Consider the following 17,041-nt stretch of genomic DNA (forward strand, 5'->3'; position numbering starts at 1 on the left):
TTTGTGCAAGAATCGGCAGCTACTTTTGCAAAAGAATGTAAGCGTGATTGTCCGCTATGTCCTGATTTCCCTGTGGCTCGGTGCTGCCGCTGGTGCCGCTTCGGCGCTCACCGTGGGTGCCGCCCGTGGCGGCGTGGTACTGGGGCGCCCGGTGGATGTGGCGGTGGAGGTCACCCCCGACCCCGGCAAGGCGCTCGCGGACTCATGCATTGCTGCCGAGGTACTGACTGGCGACCGCCCCCTGAGCCGCGTGCGTGTGCTGCCCTTGCCCGAAGTTCCGGGTCGCACGCCGCTGGTGCGCATCCAGACGGCGGCCATCGTTGATGAGCCCGTGGTCACCATCACCTTGACGGCTGGATGCGCGGGCAAGATCACGCGCAACTTCACCCTGCTGGCCGACCCGCCCGATTACGTTGCACCCAGCCGTACCACGGTGCTGGCGCAGCCTGTCGCGCCTGCCGTGGCGGCCTCCGTGCCTGCGGTTGCGGCGGGGGTCGAACCTGGGGCGATGGCTTCAACCACCGCACCCAAGCCCATTCGGCGCGCGGCTGCGCCCAGCGCCCCCGCGCAGGCAGAGGCCCGCGTGGTGGCCCCCAAGGCGCCGCGCAAGACCCCGCCGCGCGCGGCCAAGCCTGCGCTGCCCGCCGCGCCCGAGCCCCCATCGCGCCTGGTGATGGAACCGCTGGAGGACTGGCTGGCCGATGACGCAGCGCGGCCCCTGCCGCTGCGCCTGAGTACCGATTTGTCGCAGCCCCAAGAGGCGACCACCCCCGAGCAGCGGGCCCAGGCCCTGGCGCAGTGGAAGGCCCTGAACATGACGCCGGAGGAGGTCCTCCAGCAGAGCGCGCGCACCGCGGCTCAGGACCAGGAGCTGGCCCAAGCGCGCAGTCAGGCCGCGCAGGAGCGAGAAACCGCCGTGCAACTGCAGCAGGCTTTGCGCGAGCGCTTCCCGGCCAGTGTGGTCTATGCGCTGGCCGCTCTGGTGCTGGCTGCTCTGGGCGCTGCCGCCTGGATGCTGTGGCGCATGCGCCAGTTGGCGCAGCAGGCCCGCAGCGATTGGGAGGCGGCCATTGCGCGCGAAGCCAGTACCGCCAAGGTTGCGCCTGTGCCGTCTGCACCGGCGCCGCTGTCCCACGCAGCGCCTGCCCCGGTGGCGCCCGCGACGCATGGACCCGCACCCGTGCCGGTGTCGCAAGAGATTCACCCCACGCCGTCCTTGTTTGCAGAGCTGACGGGTGTTGCAGCCCCAGCCGATGTGGCATACCGGGCGCAGGACGACGCGGGCCAGGCGCAGGCTGGCGCGGAATCCGACGCTCCAACAGCAGTCGATGCCACGCCCGAGCCCCAGCTGCGCATCAACCCCGAAGAGCTGTTCGACCTGCAGCAGCAGGCAGAGTTTTTTGTCTCGGTGGGCGAGCACCACCAGGCCATTGGCGTGATGAGGCAATACATCGCAGCCAACGAAACCACGGCCCCTGCGGCCTACCTGGACTTGTTGCGCCTGTACCGTTCGCTCAGCCGCGTGGAAGACTTCAACCAGTTGCGGGCGCAGTTCCACCAGCACTTCAATGCCCGCGTACCCGAGTTCGCTGCGTTCAATCGCGCGGGCCGGGCGTTGTGGAGCTACACCGAGGATCTGGCGCAGATCGAGGCCGTGTGGAGTGACGACTCCGTGTTGCCGCTGCTCGATCGCCTGCTGTTCCGCCGTGGCAGTGCACCGCACGAGCGCTTTGACCTTGAGGCCTATGACGACCTCTTGCTGCTCTACGCCATTGCTCGCACCACCTCGCCCGCGTCGCGCGGTGCCCCGCCACCGCGCCAGCGCACCACGCCGGATGCGGTGGAGCTTGCCGCACCCCAGATGGCTGCGGCAGTCCCGGCGGCTGCAGCGCAGGCGGTGGTACGCAAGAACGATTTTGACGACAGCTTGCTGGACTTCGACTCGGGCTGGCTGCGCGAGCCCCCGTCCCAGCAGGACCCGCTGACCGCAGTGCCGACCGACAACCATGTCGAGCCGCACATGCTGATCGACTTTGTGCTCTCGGAGTCCGCGCCCATGCCCGAGAACGACCTGCCGCCCATCACACAGAGCGATCTGCCGCCGGTGGCACCCTCGGGTGCGCCGGGCCAAGGGCAGGTGGTGGGTTTTGGCACCCACAACGACCGCTTCGAGGCGCGGCACGACCCCGATCTGCACAAAAAACCCTGAGCGTTCAGGGTCTGTGTGCTATCGATTTGATAGCTGCTAGCGCTTATCCATCAAGCGCTAGAGCCTGATTTGGCTTGAATTTTTCAGGCGCTGGCCATGGCGCGCAGCAACTGTGCTGCGGCGGCCTCCGGGTCGGGGGCGGCCACCAGGGCGCGCACCACGGCAATCGAGCCCACGCCTGTGGCCCGCACCGGGCCAAATTGCTCCAGCGCAATGCCGCCAATGGCCACCAGTGGGTAAGACGCCTGCATCAGCCGCGCATAGGCGGCCAACCGTGCCACGCCCTGCGGCGCCGTGGCCATGCGCTTGAGCGTGGTGGGAAACACCGCGCCCAGCGCCAGGTAGCTGGGGCCCACGGCGTCGGCACGCAGCATTTCGGCGTAGCCATGCGTGCTCACGCCCAGGCGCAGGCCGCTGGCGCGCAGCTCCTGCAGCGCGGGCGCGGGCAGGGCGTCCAGGTCTTCCTGGCCCAGGTGCACGCCGTAGGCCCCGGCGGCAATGGCCTCGCGCCAGTGGTCGTTGATGAACAGCAGCGCACCCGTGCCCTGCACGGTCTGCACGGCGGCGCGCACTTCGTGGGCAATGGCAGCAGGGTCGTCCGATTTGAAGCGCAGTTGCACCGTGGGCACGCCGGCACGCGCCATGCGGCCGACCCAGGCGGCGTCGGGCAGCACGGCGTACAGGCCCAGCGCGCGTGGGCAGGGCGCAAAGGCCTGCGGGTGCGGCACAGGTTGCAGGCCAAAGTCACGCGCGTCGTCGGGCCAGTGTTGGGCATTGAACTGGCCGGTGCGCAGCGTCTGCGCCTGCCAGGCGCGGGCCAGCACCAGCGCGTCGGCGGCGATGAAGCCCAGCGCGCTGCAGGCCTGCAACGCGGCCTGGAACGCGGGGTGGGCCTCGGCGCTGACGGGCACGGGCTGGGCCGTGCAGGGGGCAAAGCGTTCGGCGTGTGCCTGCACGATGGCTTGTGCCATGGCCGGAATGGGGGCGGGGCTGTTCATGTGGCGCTGCTCATGCCTGGTGCCAGAACGGCGTGCCCATCAGCGGGGTGCTGGGCTGTGCGGCCTGCTGCGGCTCGATGGCGCCTGCCAGGCGAGCGGCACGCCCGGCCTGCACGGCATCGGCAAAGGCGCCGGCCATGGCCACGGGATCTTGCGCCAGCGCCACGGCGGTGTTGAGCAGCACGCCGTCGTAGCCCCACTCCATGACCTGGCAGGCGTGCGAGGGCAGGCCCAGACCGGCGTCCACCAGCAGCGGCACGTCCAGCCGCTCACGCAGCACCTGCAGGGCGTAGGGGTTCATGGGGCCGCGGCCCGTGCCTATGGGTGCGGCCCAGGGCATCACCGCCTGGCAGCCCACATCCACCAGGCGCTTGCAAAGCACCAGGTCGTAGGTGGTGTAGGGCAGCACGTAGAAGCCTTCGCGCACCAGTGTTTCGGCGGCGGCCACGAGGTTGAGCGTGTCGGGTTGCAGCGTGTAGTCGTCGCCAATCACTTCAAGCTTGATCCACGGCGTGTTGAACACCTCGCGCGCCATGTGCGCGGTGGTGATGGCTTCCTGCACGCTGTGGCAGTTGGCGGTGTTGGGCAGCACGGGCACGTTCAAGCTGGACAGCAGCTCCCAGAAGCCCTGGCCGCTTTCGGCCGGGTTGCTGCCCTGGCGGCGCAGCGAGGCGGTGACCATGGCCGGGCGGGCGCGTTCCACGGCGGCCTTGAGTGCCGCAGGCGAGGGGTAGCGCGCCGTGCCCAGCAGCAGGCGGCTGGAGAAGCGCTGGCCGTAGAGGACCAGGGCGTCGTCGGTGGAGGAGGTGTTGTGCATGGTATTAGCCCCCGGTGACGGGGGAGATGACTTCTACCCGGTCACCCGCATGCAGCGGGTGGCGCGGGTGTTCGGTGGCGGGGACGAATTGCGTGTTCACGGCCACGGCGTAGGGTGGCCGCGCCTGCAGTGCGGCCAGCGCATCGGCCACGGTGGCGCCCTCGGGCAGTTCGACGGGCTGGGCGTTGATGAGTACCTGCATGGGAGTTTGCTGCGATGTCAGTTTTTCATGGAGCTTGCACCAACCGGGATGCATGAAACTGGCGCGGTCCAGGCCATCGAAGGCGACTCAGGAGGGTGGATCACTTCAACAGTTCCATGGCGAGGTCAAACTGCAGCGCCAGGGGCGAGGCGCCACCGTCCAACACCTGCAGCACCACGTCGTGCAGTGCCGGGGCAATCATCCAGCCGTGGCGGTACATGCCGTTGACCTGCAGCGTGCGCGGCGCCAGTTGGCGCACGGCGGGCAGGTTGTCGGCCAGGGCGGGGCGGCACTGCACCGACAGCTCCAGGATGCGCGCCTCGGCAAACCCAGGGTGCACGGCGTAGGCGGCGCTCAGCAGCTCCAGCGTGGAGCGCACGCTGGCGCTCGAGAGGTCTTCGGACTCGATCTCGGTCGCACCAATGACAAACACGTTGCCTTCCTTGGGCGCGATGTAGGCCGGGTAGCGCGGGTGCAGCAGGCGCGTGGGGCGCTGCAGCGTGACTTCGGGTGCGTGCACGCGGATCACCTCGCCGCGCACGCCGCGCAGTTGCGGCCACTCGCCGCGTGCGCCCAGGCCTCGGCAGTCCAGCAGCCAGCCCGGATGGTCCGGGCCAAAGTCGGCCAGTTCGCGCGGCGTGTTCCAGTGCAGTTGCACGCCCAGGCGCTCCAGCTCGTGGGCCTGTGCGGCCAGCAGTTGGCGGTTGTCGAGCTGGCCTTCGCCCGGCAGGTACATGCCCTGGGCAAAGCGCGCGGCCAGTGCGGGCTCGATCTGGGCCATGCCTTGCGCATCCAGCGATTGCACGGCGGGCAGTTCGGTCACCAGGGCGCGCGTGGCATCGAACTGCTGGCGCATGCGCGTGGCTTCCGGGGCGTCCTGGCGGTGCCACACCAGCAGCGTGCCTTTCTGCTGAAAAAACACCGGCTGCGACAGCGGTGCAATCAGCTCGGGCCAGCGCGTGAGCGAGTGGCGCCCCATGCGCACCACGCCGTGTTCGGCCACGGCCGATTCGGCCAGCGGTGCAATCATGCCGCCCGCCACGCGCGCGGCAGAGTGCTCGGCCAGCGGGCCGCCCTTGTCGTACAGGCTGACGGCATGGCCCTGGCGCGCCAGGGTGACGGCCAGCAGGCGGCCCAGCAGGCCAGCGCCCAGGATGGTGAAGGAGGTGTGAGCGAGCGTCATGGTTTGTCCGATAAAGGTTGAAGCCGGGGGGACAAAACGGGCAGGCGCCTGCGACTTGAAACTCCCCACGCCAGCATGACCTGGATCGGGTAACGGGGCGCGGTGCCCCAGGGTGTTTCTCAGTCCGCTGCCACCGCAGTGGCGGGACACCCCTGTTTCGTCCGTAGCCACGGATTACAGCACAAGCCGCATGCTCCGGACTTGATGTGGCACAGGCATAATTTTTTCACCATGACACACAGCCAGAATTCTTCTGCCCTTGCGCCACGCTACGTGCGCGCGCTCTCCATTGCAGGCTCCGACAGCGGTGGTGGGGCGGGCATCCAGGCCGACCTCAAGACCTTCAGCGCCCTGGGCTGCTACGGCATGACGGCCATTACCGCCATCACCGCGCAAAACACCCAGGGCGTGCGCGCCATCCATGGTGTGCCGCCCGACATCCTGCGCGCCCAGATCGAGGCCGTGGTCGAGGACATCGGCGTCGATGCCGTCAAGATCGGCATGCTGCATTCCCCTGAAGTGGTGCAGGTGGTGGCCGACGCCATCCGCCGCTACCAACTGCCGAATGTGGTGCTCGACCCCGTGATGGTGGCCACCAGCGGTGACCGCCTCATTGCCACCGAAACTGTGGACGTGCTGGTGCGCGAGTTGTTCCCGCTGGCGCAGGTGGTCACCCCCAACCTCGACGAAGCTGCGCTGCTGCTGGGCCGCCCCATCGCCGGTATCGACGACCTGGACGCCGCCGCCCAGGCCCTGCGCGCGCTGGGCGCGCCCGCCGCCTTGCTCAAGGGCGGGCACCTGCCGGGCGATGAGGTGGTGGACGTGTTGGCCCTGGCGGACGGCAGCCTGGCGCACCTGCGCTCGCCACGCATCGCCACGACCAACGGCCACGGCACGGGCTGCACGCTCTCGTCGGCCATCGCCGCCCACCTGGCCCTGGGCCATGCCCTGCCCAGCGCCGTGGCGCAGGCCCGCAGCTACATCCTGGGCGCCATCCAGTCGGGCGCCGCCGTGCGCACCGGCCACGGCCATGGGCCGCTGAACCACGGCTATGCACCGGTGGCGCAGGTGGTGCGCTGAATTATGGGCATTTTTGGCCTCTGGCGCCCGTCCATTATGCGCAAGAAGCTATCAATACAATAGCAATCAGGCGCTGCGTGGCCGCGTGGCCCAGGCCAACGCAAAGCTCAGCACCAGTGTGGGCAGGGCCGAGCCCAGCGCCGGTGCCACCTTGGGCAGCAGGTGGTACAGCGCCACACCTGCCAGCCAGATGGCAATGGGCCCGGCATGGGCCTTGCCCGCCTGGGCCAGCATGGCGCCCGCATTGGCGCCAAAGGCCAGGCGCCCCAGGATCACGCCAAACAGCGGCACGAACACCGAGCTGAGCATCAGCAGAAATGGTTCCAGGCTGTGCATGGGCAGCACCAGCGCGAGCAGCGTGCACACCACGGCCAGCACCGCGCCCCAGCGGCGCACACTCCAGCCCGGCAGCAGGCTGTGGCTGGAGACGGCGCCCGAGTAGGTGTCGCCATAGGCGTTGTCCACCTCGTCGATGAGGATCAGCGACAGCGCAATCAGCCCGCCCTGGGCCAGCAGCAGCGCGGTCACCAGATCCTGGCTGGGCAGTGTCAGCGCCACCAGCACGCCCAGCGCATAGCACCACATGTTGGCCAGCGCATAGCCTGCCCAGGCGCCGCGCAGCGCGGCACCGCCATGGCGACCATGGCGCGCGTAGTCGGCCACCAGCGGCAGCCACGAAATCGGCATGGCGATCACCAGATCCAGCGCGGGCATCACACCCATGCCGCCGTCGCCACGGCGCTGCCAGAGGGCGTCCAGCCCTTGCTCTTGCGCCAGCCCCAGAAACTGCCACGACAGCCACAGCAGCGACAACACCACCAGCGGCAAGGCCACGCGGGCGATGATGCGGCGTACCAGTTGCACCATGGAGCCGCTGATGAGCAGCAGCACTACGCCGCCCCACAGCAGCGTGGCCAGCACCGGCCAGTGCGCACCTTCCCAGCCGCCGCCCTGGCGACCAATCGCGACGCTGGCATCGCGCATCACCACCAGCTCAAAGGTCCCCCAGCCAATGAGCTGGATGATGTTGAGCACGATGGGCAGGCGCGCGAACTGGCGGCCATACACCGCATGCATCAGCCCTGCGCTGGCCAGGCCGCTGTCGCAACCAATCTTGGCCACCCAACCCAGCAACCCTGCTCCCAGGATGGAGCCCGCCACAATGGCCAGCAGCGCCTCCTGCGTGCCCAGCGCAGGCATCAGGTAGGCGCCCACCTGCATCACCAGCAGACCCACGCCCAGGCTGAACCACAGCGAGGCATGGTCGTGCCATTGAAAGACGCGCTGGTCGGCGCCGACAGGTGTCAGCGCCTCGTTGGCGGATGCGTTGCGGGTGCTCATGCGGACTCCTTGGCAGTGCGGCACAAGGAAGGTCCGGGCCATGCGCGAAGGGGCATGGCAATCGAGGACGGGCTTCCCTGCGCGAGGATGATCTCAATCAGGATTCAGGGGGGAATGCGTCAAGCATGGATTGGAGCATGGCGGCGGCTCCTGCTTGTCGTTGGTCGTCTTTGTCAAGTTGGGCAATCAGTCCTTCGATGATGGCGCGTTGTGGGTCGTCTCCGGCAATCTCGGCGATGCGCACGCGTGTATTGATTGTGCAAGGTCGGGTTCCTGCCTTCATGTTTGATAGGTGCGTTGGGTATATGTCCAGCATCTGGGCAAGCTTCGTCTGGCTTCCTACTATGTTTGCAGCTTTGTCAATAGATAAATGCAATGGCATGATGCTACCTTTTGAATGGTAATAGTACCAATGGGGTGGTAATATGTGGCTCATACCAGTTTAGTGGTATTTACCTTTCAAAGGTAATTCTCTCATCATCAGGTAGGAACTGCATCCCAAGTCGAAAGGCGATTCCCAGGGGTGGCGGCTTCGGCTGTTGGCGTGAGGTGCATAGCGCCTCTGAAAGAGCCCACGTTTCAAGGTTTCTTCCTGGTGGTTTAACCCATGGAGCTACCCATGCCAGCCACTCAAATTGCCTTCGCCGCGTTCGCGGCCTCCCTCCTGGCCTCGGCTCAAGCTGAGCCTGTCGATTGCACTCCCCCCACTGTTGCAGTTCATGCCCCGGCTACCGTGGTAGCTCACGGTAGCGACAGCGGCGGGGAGTGCATCCCATTTGCCGGGGTCTGGCGCCCCGTTCGCGTTCCTGGTGGTGTCGCTGGTCTGCGCGATGACGCTTTTATCCCGTGGCTTGACGTGAATTGGGCTTGTGGTGGCTTGGATCACCCTCGTGACGTGCCGCGCGGTTCTCACTGCTCGCTTGATCTTGGGGGCCGTGTCTATGCCGACGGTTACGACTGCCGTAGCGGTTGCTGACAGTGCTGCACGCTCCCTCGCGTGCGGTGGAGCCTAGAGCGCTGTTGCTCGCCCCGGCACCGTGTGCCGTCAACTCTGAAAGACCATCATGGCCCTGACCTCCATCATCCAAATTCTCAAAGTCAATGAAAAGCGCTCCGGTAACAAGAACGGGCGTGATTGGGCAATGCAAGATTGCGAGTGCGCCTTGCTCGCTGATACCGGTGAGCTGGAACAGGTGGGTGTTCTCCAGCTTCCCAAGGACATGATGGGCGATGCGGCCCCCAAGCCCGGTGTGTATATCGGCGCTTTTGCCCTGCGTGCTGGTATGCAGGATCGCAAGATTTCGGCGGTGCTCACTGCACTGAGTCCCTACAACGTGCCCACTCCGCGTGCTGCTGCCAAGCCTGCCGCGGCGTCTGCGTAACTGCTGGCGGTGCTCCATGGCTGAGGCCCTTGCCATCCTCGCCCTGGCCTCGTCGGCCCTGCTGTTCCTGGCCCTTTTCGCGTGCTCCCTGCTCGCGTCCTACTGCTTCGGCGCTGGCCTCTTTGACGTGGGCTACCGCTTTCGTGGGGTCGGCCATGGATGACGTTTTGGCGTCCCTCTTATCCGGCGTGTGGCTGGGCTTGTGCCTGCTCGCGCTTGTGGTCTGGATTGATCGTGGCTGACCCCGTAACCATCAATTGCCCCGGTGCCTGTACGGTGACCGTGGTGCACGAATTAAGCCTCCCTCCGCTGCAATTGAGTGCCGCTGAGGGTGCACAAATCGCAGGCGCCGTCCTTGCGGTGTGGGCCATCGGCTGGGGCTTCCGCGCCCTTGTCCAAGTGCTCAAAAAGACCGACGGCAATTCATCAACTGAGGATTGAAACCATGAAAAAAACCCTGAATCGCGGCCTCGTCGCCGCTGGTGCCCTGACCGCTGCCGGTGCTTCCCAAGCTGCTGCAATCGACGTCACGACTGTGGTCGCTGAGATCGGCGCCCAGGCTGCGCCCGTCGCCGCCATCGGTGCTGCTGTGCTCGCGTTGATCGTGGGCATCAAGGCATTCCAGTGGGTGCGTCGCGCCCTGGCTTAAAGCCTGCTGTGTCCCTGTCCGGCCGGCAGGGGCTTTTCCAATTGGCCTCGCTCCTGGTCTTGTTCCTGGTGTTGTTCCTGGTCAATTGCAAAGGTTAACAAATGGGGATTTTCGTAATAATCGCAATATTGGGGGCGGCATGGCTCGTATTTACGGCCTGATAATCGCCGTTTTTTTATTATTTCCTGCCCTGGCATTTGCGCAGCAGAATGAATCGTGCCTTGAATATCGCGTTCCTGATAGGTCTGAGGGTACGCCGGAAAACGGCGGTAAGACCGTTATAACGGGTACTGGCTGGCAGCTTGATTTGAAGTCTGCGTATGTTGGTGCAACGCGGGTTCACACGAACCTTTGTTATGAGGCTAAAACTACCGTCGAAGATTGGTCGGCGTCAAGGGGTTGTAAAGCCGGTGTCGTTCAGAAAAAAATCAATACGCAATGCCCTGGTGAAAACCAATATACACATCCTGCTGCATGGGGCACATGTAGCACATCTGGCTTTGGTCAGGAATCGCGTTTAGTCGGTAAGGACCCCGTTAAGGTTGAAATACCGCTTGGGTATTTCTACACCGGGGAAAATTCTTCCCTTGATATGGATACGTATATTGCGGCGGCAAGGGCTGCAATAGGAACCATTGTTTGTGTCGATGGCAAGCGACATAAAGTGCTTGAAACGCCTGACGGCAATCCCTATTCGGACACTGAGAATTGTTATACCGTTGCAGGTAAGGAAAAATGCCTTTTAACGCGTGAGTATGACGTGCAGCCAACATGTGAGCCGTGTTCGCCTGATGATATCGATCCCGGAGACCGTCCGCCTGTCCCGGATACCGATGGTGATGGTGACCCAGACAATACAGACCCCGATATTGACGGCGATGGTGAGCCAAACGATACAGACCCCACACCTGGCGGCGACGGCGGCGGCGGTGGTGATGATGGTGGGGGTGATGACGGCGGCGGTGACGATGACGGCGGCGGTGATGACGATGGTGGCGGTGGTGAAGACCCTGGCGGCTGTCAATTGCCTCCCGGGTCGGTTGATAGTGATGGTGATTGCGTCACTGACGATAAAGACCCAGACGATGATGGTGACGGCTGCTTAGACATCAACGAGCCATGTGACGGTGGTGGTGATGATGACGGCGGTGGTGGTGATGATGACGGCGGTGGTGACGATGACGGAGGTGATGACGATGGTACGTGTGACCCTAAAACCCAGGATTGCGGCCCTGGTTCTGGCTTTGGTGGTAGCTGCGCTGCCGGTTTCCAATGCACTGGCGACGCCGTCCAATGCGCCATTGCCAGAGAAATACACCTCCAAGGATGCAGGCTCACGCAAGAATCCGACGAAAGCAGGCTCTACGGTCAAGAAAAAGGAAAAACAGGGAACCAAACGCAAGCGCTTGAAGGAAACGAAACGAAAGACATTGGAACGGCAATATCTAAAGCGGATGCCCTCGGGGGCGGGCAAGGGCTGAGTGATTTAACGGTCACTGTGATGGGGAAAACAATAACAATTCCCTTCTCTGGCCTGAATAAATATCTTTCAATGATGGGCAACATATTGGTGGCGGTTGCTCTAATGGTTGCTCTTAAAATCATAATCATATAATGCCTGCAATAATTGCTGCTATTGGCGGCATGCTTTTAAGCATCGTCGGCTCTATGGTTGGGCGTGTGATGGTCGCCCTCGGTATCTCGGTTATTACCTATACTGGCGTCAGTGCGACAATCGACGCACTCAAGGCTGATGCAATAGCGGCCCTTCACGCGCTGCCGCCTGAGCTGTTCTCGCTCCTGGCTTATATGAAAGTCGGCGTAGCTCTGAGTATCATCACAAGCGCCATAACTGCGCGCCTTGTGTTATCTGGCCTCACATCCGGCACATTTAAGCGCTGGGTCATTAAATAATGCTTTACCTGGTTACAGGCGCTAATGGCGCGGGAAAAACCCTCAATACTTTAAAATGGGTGCGCGAGCGCCAGATAAAAGAGGGTCGCCCGGTTTGCCATAATGGCCGCTTTGAGCCTGTCGAAAATGGCGAGCTTTCGACCTGGAAGAAGATAGACATTCAAAATTGGCAGGATGAGCCCGACGGGACAATCTTCCTGGTCGATGAATGCCATAACGATTTTCCGCTGCGTGCTCCCAGCTCAAAGCCTCCCGAATACGTCCAAATGCTGGCAGAGCATCGGCGGCGTGGGTTTGACTTCTACCTGATAACCCAGCATCCCCAAAACATTGATGCATTCGTTCGTCGTTTAATTGGCTCTCCCGGTTGGCATCGGCACTTAAAACGCGCCTTCGGCGGCGATCTTGTAAGCTGTGCTGAATACCCGGCAGTCAATGCGCAATGTGAAATGCAGGGTGCGGGCAAGGATGCCGAAGTCAAAATGCTGGCTTTCCCGCGTGAAGTGTTTGGATGGTACAAATCCGCCTCACTCCACACCGGCAAACGCAAAATCCCGCGCTCTGTCTTTGTCCTGGTCGCTTGCGCCATCATTGTTCCGTTGCTGATCTGGTTCGCGTTTTCGCGTGTCGCGGGCAAGGTGCTTGATGACCCCCAAAAGGATGATCCGACAATCCGCCCTGCTGTGCTCATGGCCTCGGATCAGCAGACCGGCGCCGCTGTTGACCCTATGGCCGCCAAGATGGCTTATTTCGAGTCGCGCACGCCGCGCATGGATGGCTTGCCGCAGACTGCCCCCATTTACGACAAGATCACCGAGCCGGTTACGGCTCCTTATCCTGCCGCCTGCGTAAACATGCCAAGCCGTGGGGATTGCAGGTGCTACAGCCAGCAAGCTACCCGCATTCATGTCCCAATGGCTATGTGCCTTGAAATCGTTGCCAAGGGCTATTTCCTGGATTGGGAAGCTCCAGAGCATCAGCGGGCGCGTGAGCAGCTACAGCAAGCCCAGGATCAGGCCAGAGAGAAGCGCGAAAAGGCCGTAGAGCTGGCCGAAGAAGCGAAGCGCAATGCAGTCCTGGAGCGTCCATTTCCGAAGCCTGAGCCAAATTTGCCGGGGCAGATCACCCAGGCCGACATAAAGCATCAAGGGCTGGCCCTGCGTAATCCAGCAATGGCTGCGATCGCAGCGGGCAATCAAAACCTCCCTTTGCCGGGGACAAACCGGGGGCCCCGAAGTGGCGAATAGCCGCGCCCCGCAGGGTCGGGGGCAGGGGTATGGGGCGGCACGCTCCATGTCGGCGCTTGGTGCTACCCGTGCCGCGTGCGTAGGCCCCGTGCTTCTCTGCGCTTCCTCTCCGGTCTGTATTGGGGCGGCGGTTCGCGTGTGCCACGGGCGCAGGCGCAGCGCGCACGGGGCCGCGCGAAGCGCGGCCTAGATTTATCAATAGAACATATCTCGACACATGGAAGTGTTTGTCTATGTTCCGCATGGCCGTAGGCCGGTTGGTAGTAGGGCCGATGTGAGTCGGCCCGGCTGTTTGTTGGTTTGGCAGTTCCCCGATGGGGATTGGTGCTACCTGGATCAGTTGTGGTGCTGGCAGTGGCGGCACAAGCAAGGCGGCTGGATCGAACCGTGGTTTCACGGTATCTAGCAAAAGGTGAGCCCCGCATGGTCGGCAAACCATCGGGGCTCGTGACGATCACTTAAAAGGGGTAAGTGCGTGGATCAATATGTAGTCTATCGGGGCGTCTATTGTCAAGTTTATGAGCATGGCTGGCGTGTCAAAGAGTGGCGTTCGCCCCAAACCGGCCAGCTTGAATTGATGGCCTGGAAAAAGCGCTGCTATGAGCCTCTCCTAGATTCCGATGGGTTTGAAGGTGTCGCGGCTCCTCAGGTTGACCAGTCCGATACGTTGCTCGGGCAGCAGCGTGAAGCGGAACGGAAAAAACGGGCTGCGGAAAAGAGCGCTGCGCGTGCAAAACGCACCTGTCGGCATCGCATCAAGTCTGCCGGTGCGTCCTCTCTGTTGACCTGCACCTACCGGGAAAACATGACTGATTTCGACCGTGCGCGGCGTGATTGGGCGGCCTACTTGCGCAAGCTGCGCCGGGCCATTCCTGGCTTTCGTGCGGTCTATGCTTTCGAGCAGCAAGACCGGGGCGCGTGGCATGTCCATGCGGCAATTGACAAGCTCCCGAAGCACCTTGACACCGTTCATGGTCGGGTGCGGTCTTGGGATTTCCTCCGGCGTCTATGGCATAGCGTGGTTGGTGCCGATAACGGCAATATCGATGTGGACGGGCACTTGAAAACCCGCCACGGCATGCCCGGTAAATTCCGTGCTGCTGAGTCACTGGCTAAGCTCGCTGGCTACGTCTCGAAGTACCTTACAAAGGATCACGAAAGCGGCATTCCTGGTCGCAATCGCTGGGGCAGCACCCAGGGAATTGAGGTGTCTAAGCCCGTGGTTATTGACCTCCCCGAAATGCCTTTGGCTGAGCTGGTCGGCGTTGCGTTTGAGGTTCCCGATGGCCATCGGATCGTGCGCCATAGCGTCGGCAAGTTCGGTAAGTTCTGGATGCTTTATACAGAGCCTGGGGAAGCCCCTTTTTCGGGCCATGAGGCCCCGGAAATTTGAGGGTGCGCCATGCCCCTGTTCTCTGACGATTCCAATAACGTTACCGGGCCTTCTGCTGGCCCCGGTCGTCCTCGGCTGCATGCAAGTGATTCTCAACGAGTTGGGAAATTTCGTAGCACGAAAGTGCGCATTGAAGTGCTGCTACCTCCGGAAACTGGAGTGCGTTTGTCGGAAATAGCATCTGCTCTCGATTGTTCACGAAATGCCTTGCTGGTGTCTGCGGTCAAGTTCGCCCTGACCAATAGGGACTGGCGGCGGCTCGGTCTATGGGGAGAAAAACAGGATGTTGGTCGGTTACGCGAGAGTCTCGACAAAGGATCAGGAAACACACCTCCAGCTTGATGCGTTGTCTAAGGCTGGTGTGCAGCGTGTCTTTCAGGAAAAAACAAGCTCTGTCGGTGCTCGGCCTGAGCTGCAAAGGCTGCTGGAGTCTCTTTGTCCTGGGGATGTGCTCGTTGTTTACAAAATGGATCGCATAGCGCGATCACTCAAGGATCTGCTGACAATCCTCGATCGAATCAAGGCGGCGGGTGCTGACATTCGTTCGCTTACTGAGCCTCTGGATACATCCGGGCCTATCGGCACGTTCATGGTTCAGGTGCTCGGCGCAGTCGCCCAGCTTGAACGGTCGATCATTCGGGAAAGGGCAGTAGCTGGGCAAGTGGCGGCACGCTTGCGCGGGGTCAAGTGGGGCGGTCGTCCCCTGGTCATTACGGATGACGAGTTAGACCAGATCGTGGGAATGTATGAGTCTGGCTGGTACACGTGGCGGCTGCTTGCTGAGATGTGGGACACCACGCCAAAGAGCATCTATCGGGCTTTGGCTAGGCGTAAAAAAAGGGCCGCTGGCCCTGTTCTCCCTCCTGTGCTTGGCCCCTATCTTGAGGCGGCATCTCGGTCTGCTGAATGAGGTTCAAAGGGACTCTCTCAGCCCCTTGCCAGCGTTGGCAGGGGCACCCCCAGCGAATGCACCGCTGTGCGGCGGTGCGGGGCGCATTCTAGCGGGGGCGCACGAAGTGTGCTGATGCGCGTTTTGGGCGGAGGGCGTCAGCCTTGGGTGGCGCCTTCCGCTGTCGGTGTGGCAAGGTCGACCAGCGCGCACAGGGAGGTGTGACATCACAGCAAGATGATCTCGGAGCGCCCGCTGAGCAACGGCTTGCACAGGATCTTGTAGCCATCGGCGTCGAATCCCGCCGCCACGCAATCCAGTGCCGACGCTTCTTCGGGCTTGCTCACGCTGCCCAGGTAGCACCAGTGGCGCAGCACATGGATCTGGACATCGTTGGCATGGGGTGGCAGCGCCGATTCGTTCCGCTCGGGGGTGAAGCGTTCGATCAGACCGACCGTGCCCGGATACGGCCAGGTGGCGATCTGCAGGTCCAGCAGCGCGGTGAAGAGGCGCTGGCGGTGTGCGTGCGGCGATTCATCACCCCGGCAGACCCCGGCGCACTGGTGCAGCATGGCCCTGAAGCACGCCTTGCCGGGCGGGAGCTTTTCCAGGCCGAGTGCGCCGTAGCAGAGCTTGTGCTGGTCTGCGAGCTTGCGCAGCCCTTCCTGGGCGGCGCGGTGGCTGTTGAACAGGCCGTACAGGCCGGACTCGGTGGCGAACTGGATGTCCTTGGCATACACCACCTCGGGCCGGTCGCCGTTCATGCGCAGCGCACACAGCTGGCGGCTGCGGCGCAGCTTCTGGTTGAACAGCGGGTGCAGTTCCTTGATCAGTTTCGCTTCCAGCAGCAGGGCCCCAATCTCTCCCGCCGTACGGATATGGCTGATGCGCCGGGTCTGGCGCAGCATGCGCGCTTCGTCGGGTGTGCGCAGATGGGCCAGCAAACGGTTGCGCAGGTTGATGCTCTTGCCGATGTACAGCGGTAGGTCGCCTTCCTCGCCATGGAAGAGGTACACCCCAGGTGCTGCAGGCATGTCGGCAAGGGCTGCGCGCAGGTGCTCGGGGTATTCGTAGTACCTGGCTTCATCGAACTCAGGGCGACGGCGTGCCGGGATGTGCATGGCAAAGCTCCGCTTCAGGTCTTGAACTGCTTGACGTTGGCCAACACGATCCCTCACGCCTCGATGGTCTGCTTGCCGTGGGGCACGATGTCTTCAAGGCAACAAAAAACCCGCTGCTCCCATGGAGTCAACGGGTTGTGTGGGGTGGCTTGATGCCTGAAGAGATGGCTGTCTGGAGCGGGTGATGGGAATCGAACCCACGTTATTTGCTTGGGAAGCAAGAGTCCTACCATTGAACGACACCCGCGCAGCCCCGCATTATAGGCAAGCCGACGCTCGCCTCAGGTGTGCGGGGCGTTTGCCGGAGGGCGCGTGTCACTGGCTGCTCAGCGCCACGGGCTTGCCATTCTTGAATGTGTTGACGACCGTGGGGGCCTTCAGGCGGTTGCCCTTGTCGTCGTAGCCGTATTCACCCAGCACGCCCTTGTAGGGGTTCTTGCGCATCCAGTCGCCGACCTTGGCGGGATCGATGGAGCCGCTCTTTTGCATGGCTTCGCCGATGAACATCACCTGGTCGTAGTAGGCCGGGCCATACACGTCGGGGTTTTGGCCAAAGCGCTTCTTGAACTTGTCCTGGAAGGCCTTGGTGGTGTCGTTGGCGTCCATCAGCATGCCG

The 17,041-nt window shown here is 63.0% G+C and carries 19 protein-coding genes and 1 tRNA gene; 11 read left to right on the forward strand and 9 right to left on the reverse strand.

The window, feature by feature from the left end; all coding sequences use genetic code 11:
- The first annotated feature begins 43 nt into the window (after positions 1-43).
- Positions 44-2,209: a hypothetical protein gene (locus tag MJ602_RS13715; protein ID WP_243021366.1), complete on the forward strand. Its 2,166-nt coding sequence runs from the start codon at positions 44-46 to the stop codon at positions 2,207-2,209.
- A gap of 83 nt (positions 2,210-2,292) precedes the next feature.
- Here the strand turns inward: MJ602_RS13715 and MJ602_RS13720 are convergent, their stop codons facing one another.
- The 4 genes from MJ602_RS13720 to MJ602_RS13735 form a co-directional block, all read right to left on the reverse strand.
- Positions 2,293-3,207, reverse strand: coding sequence for a thiamine phosphate synthase (locus tag MJ602_RS13720; protein WP_243021368.1), 915 nt, complete (start codon positions 3,205-3,207; stop codon positions 2,293-2,295).
- 10 nt (positions 3,208-3,217) lie between these two features.
- Positions 3,218-4,024, reverse strand: coding sequence for a thiazole synthase (locus tag MJ602_RS13725; RefSeq protein ID WP_162015916.1), 807 nt, complete (start codon positions 4,022-4,024; stop codon positions 3,218-3,220).
- A gap of 4 nt (positions 4,025-4,028) precedes the next feature.
- Positions 4,029-4,226, reverse strand: coding sequence for a sulfur carrier protein ThiS (gene thiS / locus MJ602_RS13730; RefSeq protein WP_162015918.1), 198 nt, complete (start codon positions 4,224-4,226; stop codon positions 4,029-4,031).
- 100 nt (positions 4,227-4,326) lie between these two features.
- Positions 4,327-5,409 carry an FAD-dependent oxidoreductase gene (locus MJ602_RS13735; protein ID WP_243021370.1) on the reverse strand — a complete coding sequence of 361 codons (1,083 nt, stop codon included), beginning with the start codon at positions 5,407-5,409 and terminating at the stop codon, positions 4,327-4,329.
- 231 nt (positions 5,410-5,640) lie between these two features.
- Here MJ602_RS13735 and thiD point away from each other — a divergent pair, with 231 nt between their 5' ends.
- Positions 5,641-6,489 carry a bifunctional hydroxymethylpyrimidine kinase/phosphomethylpyrimidine kinase gene (gene thiD, locus MJ602_RS13740; protein ID WP_243021372.1) on the forward strand — a complete coding sequence of 283 codons (849 nt, stop codon included), beginning with the start codon at positions 5,641-5,643 and terminating at the stop codon, positions 6,487-6,489.
- Positions 6,490-6,555: 66 nt separating this feature from the next.
- Here the strand turns inward: thiD and MJ602_RS13745 are convergent, their stop codons facing one another.
- On the reverse strand, positions 6,556-7,830 hold the full coding sequence (locus MJ602_RS13745) for a purine-cytosine permease family protein (protein ID WP_243021373.1): 1,275 nt from the start codon (positions 7,828-7,830) through the stop codon (positions 6,556-6,558).
- Positions 7,831-7,927: 97 nt separating this feature from the next.
- Complete coding sequence (locus MJ602_RS13750; RefSeq protein ID WP_243021374.1) at positions 7,928-8,212, reverse strand: helix-turn-helix domain-containing protein; 285 nt, start codon at positions 8,210-8,212, stop codon at positions 7,928-7,930.
- A gap of 682 nt (positions 8,213-8,894) precedes the next feature.
- On the opposite strand from MJ602_RS13750, the gene MJ602_RS13755 reads away from it, so the two are divergent.
- The 9 genes from MJ602_RS13755 (at position 8,895) to MJ602_RS13795 (ending at position 15,325) form a co-directional block, all read left to right on the forward strand.
- Positions 8,895-9,212: a hypothetical protein gene (locus MJ602_RS13755; protein ID WP_243021375.1), complete on the forward strand. Its 318-nt coding sequence runs from the start codon at positions 8,895-8,897 to the stop codon at positions 9,210-9,212.
- A 16-nt stretch (positions 9,213-9,228) separates the two neighbouring features.
- Entirely contained in the window at positions 9,229-9,375 is a 147-nt protein-coding gene (locus MJ602_RS13760; RefSeq protein WP_243021377.1) for a hypothetical protein, read from the forward strand.
- A gap of 71 nt (positions 9,376-9,446) precedes the next feature.
- Positions 9,447-9,653, forward strand: a complete 207-nt coding sequence (locus MJ602_RS13765) for a hypothetical protein (protein ID WP_243021379.1) — start codon at positions 9,447-9,449, stop codon at positions 9,651-9,653.
- Positions 9,654-9,657: 4 nt separating this feature from the next.
- Positions 9,658-9,861 (forward strand): major capsid protein, encoded by a 204-nt coding sequence (locus tag MJ602_RS13770; RefSeq protein WP_243021381.1) that lies wholly within the window; start codon positions 9,658-9,660, stop codon positions 9,859-9,861.
- A gap of 139 nt (positions 9,862-10,000) precedes the next feature.
- The gene (locus MJ602_RS13775) at positions 10,001-11,476 is read left to right on the forward strand and encodes a hypothetical protein (RefSeq protein WP_243021382.1); all 1,476 of its coding nucleotides are present in this window, start codon (positions 10,001-10,003) and stop codon (positions 11,474-11,476) included.
- The gene (locus MJ602_RS13780) at positions 11,476-11,775 is read left to right on the forward strand and encodes a DUF2523 domain-containing protein (protein WP_243021383.1); all 300 of its coding nucleotides are present in this window, start codon (positions 11,476-11,478) and stop codon (positions 11,773-11,775) included. Before MJ602_RS13775 ends, MJ602_RS13780 begins: the two co-directional genes overlap by 1 nt.
- On the forward strand, positions 11,775-13,022 hold the full coding sequence (locus tag MJ602_RS13785; protein ID WP_243021384.1) for a zonular occludens toxin domain-containing protein: 1,248 nt from the start codon (positions 11,775-11,777) through the stop codon (positions 13,020-13,022). The genes MJ602_RS13780 and MJ602_RS13785 overlap by 1 nt, the downstream gene beginning before the upstream one ends.
- A gap of 475 nt (positions 13,023-13,497) precedes the next feature.
- Positions 13,498-14,415, forward strand: coding sequence for a rolling circle replication-associated protein (locus MJ602_RS13790; RefSeq protein ID WP_243021385.1), 918 nt, complete (start codon positions 13,498-13,500; stop codon positions 14,413-14,415).
- 283 nt (positions 14,416-14,698) lie between these two features.
- A complete protein-coding gene (locus tag MJ602_RS13795; RefSeq protein WP_243021387.1) occupies positions 14,699-15,325 on the forward strand; it encodes a recombinase family protein in 627 nt (208 codons plus the stop codon).
- Positions 15,326-15,531: 206 nt separating this feature from the next.
- Here the strand turns inward: MJ602_RS13795 and cho are convergent, their stop codons facing one another.
- The 3 genes from cho to MJ602_RS13810 form a co-directional block, all read right to left on the reverse strand.
- On the reverse strand, positions 15,532-16,425 hold the full coding sequence (gene cho / locus MJ602_RS13800; RefSeq protein ID WP_243021388.1) for an excinuclease Cho: 894 nt from the start codon (positions 16,423-16,425) through the stop codon (positions 15,532-15,534).
- Positions 16,426-16,598: 173 nt separating this feature from the next.
- A tRNA-Gly gene (locus MJ602_RS13805) sits at positions 16,599-16,672 on the reverse strand.
- Between the two features lie 68 nt (positions 16,673-16,740).
- A partial coding sequence (locus MJ602_RS13810; protein ID WP_243021391.1) for an ABC transporter substrate-binding protein occupies positions 16,741-17,041 on the reverse strand: 301 nt, incomplete at its 5' end.

This window comes from Simplicispira sedimenti (assembly GCF_022760965.1).
GTDB classification, from domain to species: Bacteria; Pseudomonadota; Gammaproteobacteria; order Burkholderiales; family Burkholderiaceae_C; genus Simplicispira; species Simplicispira sedimenti.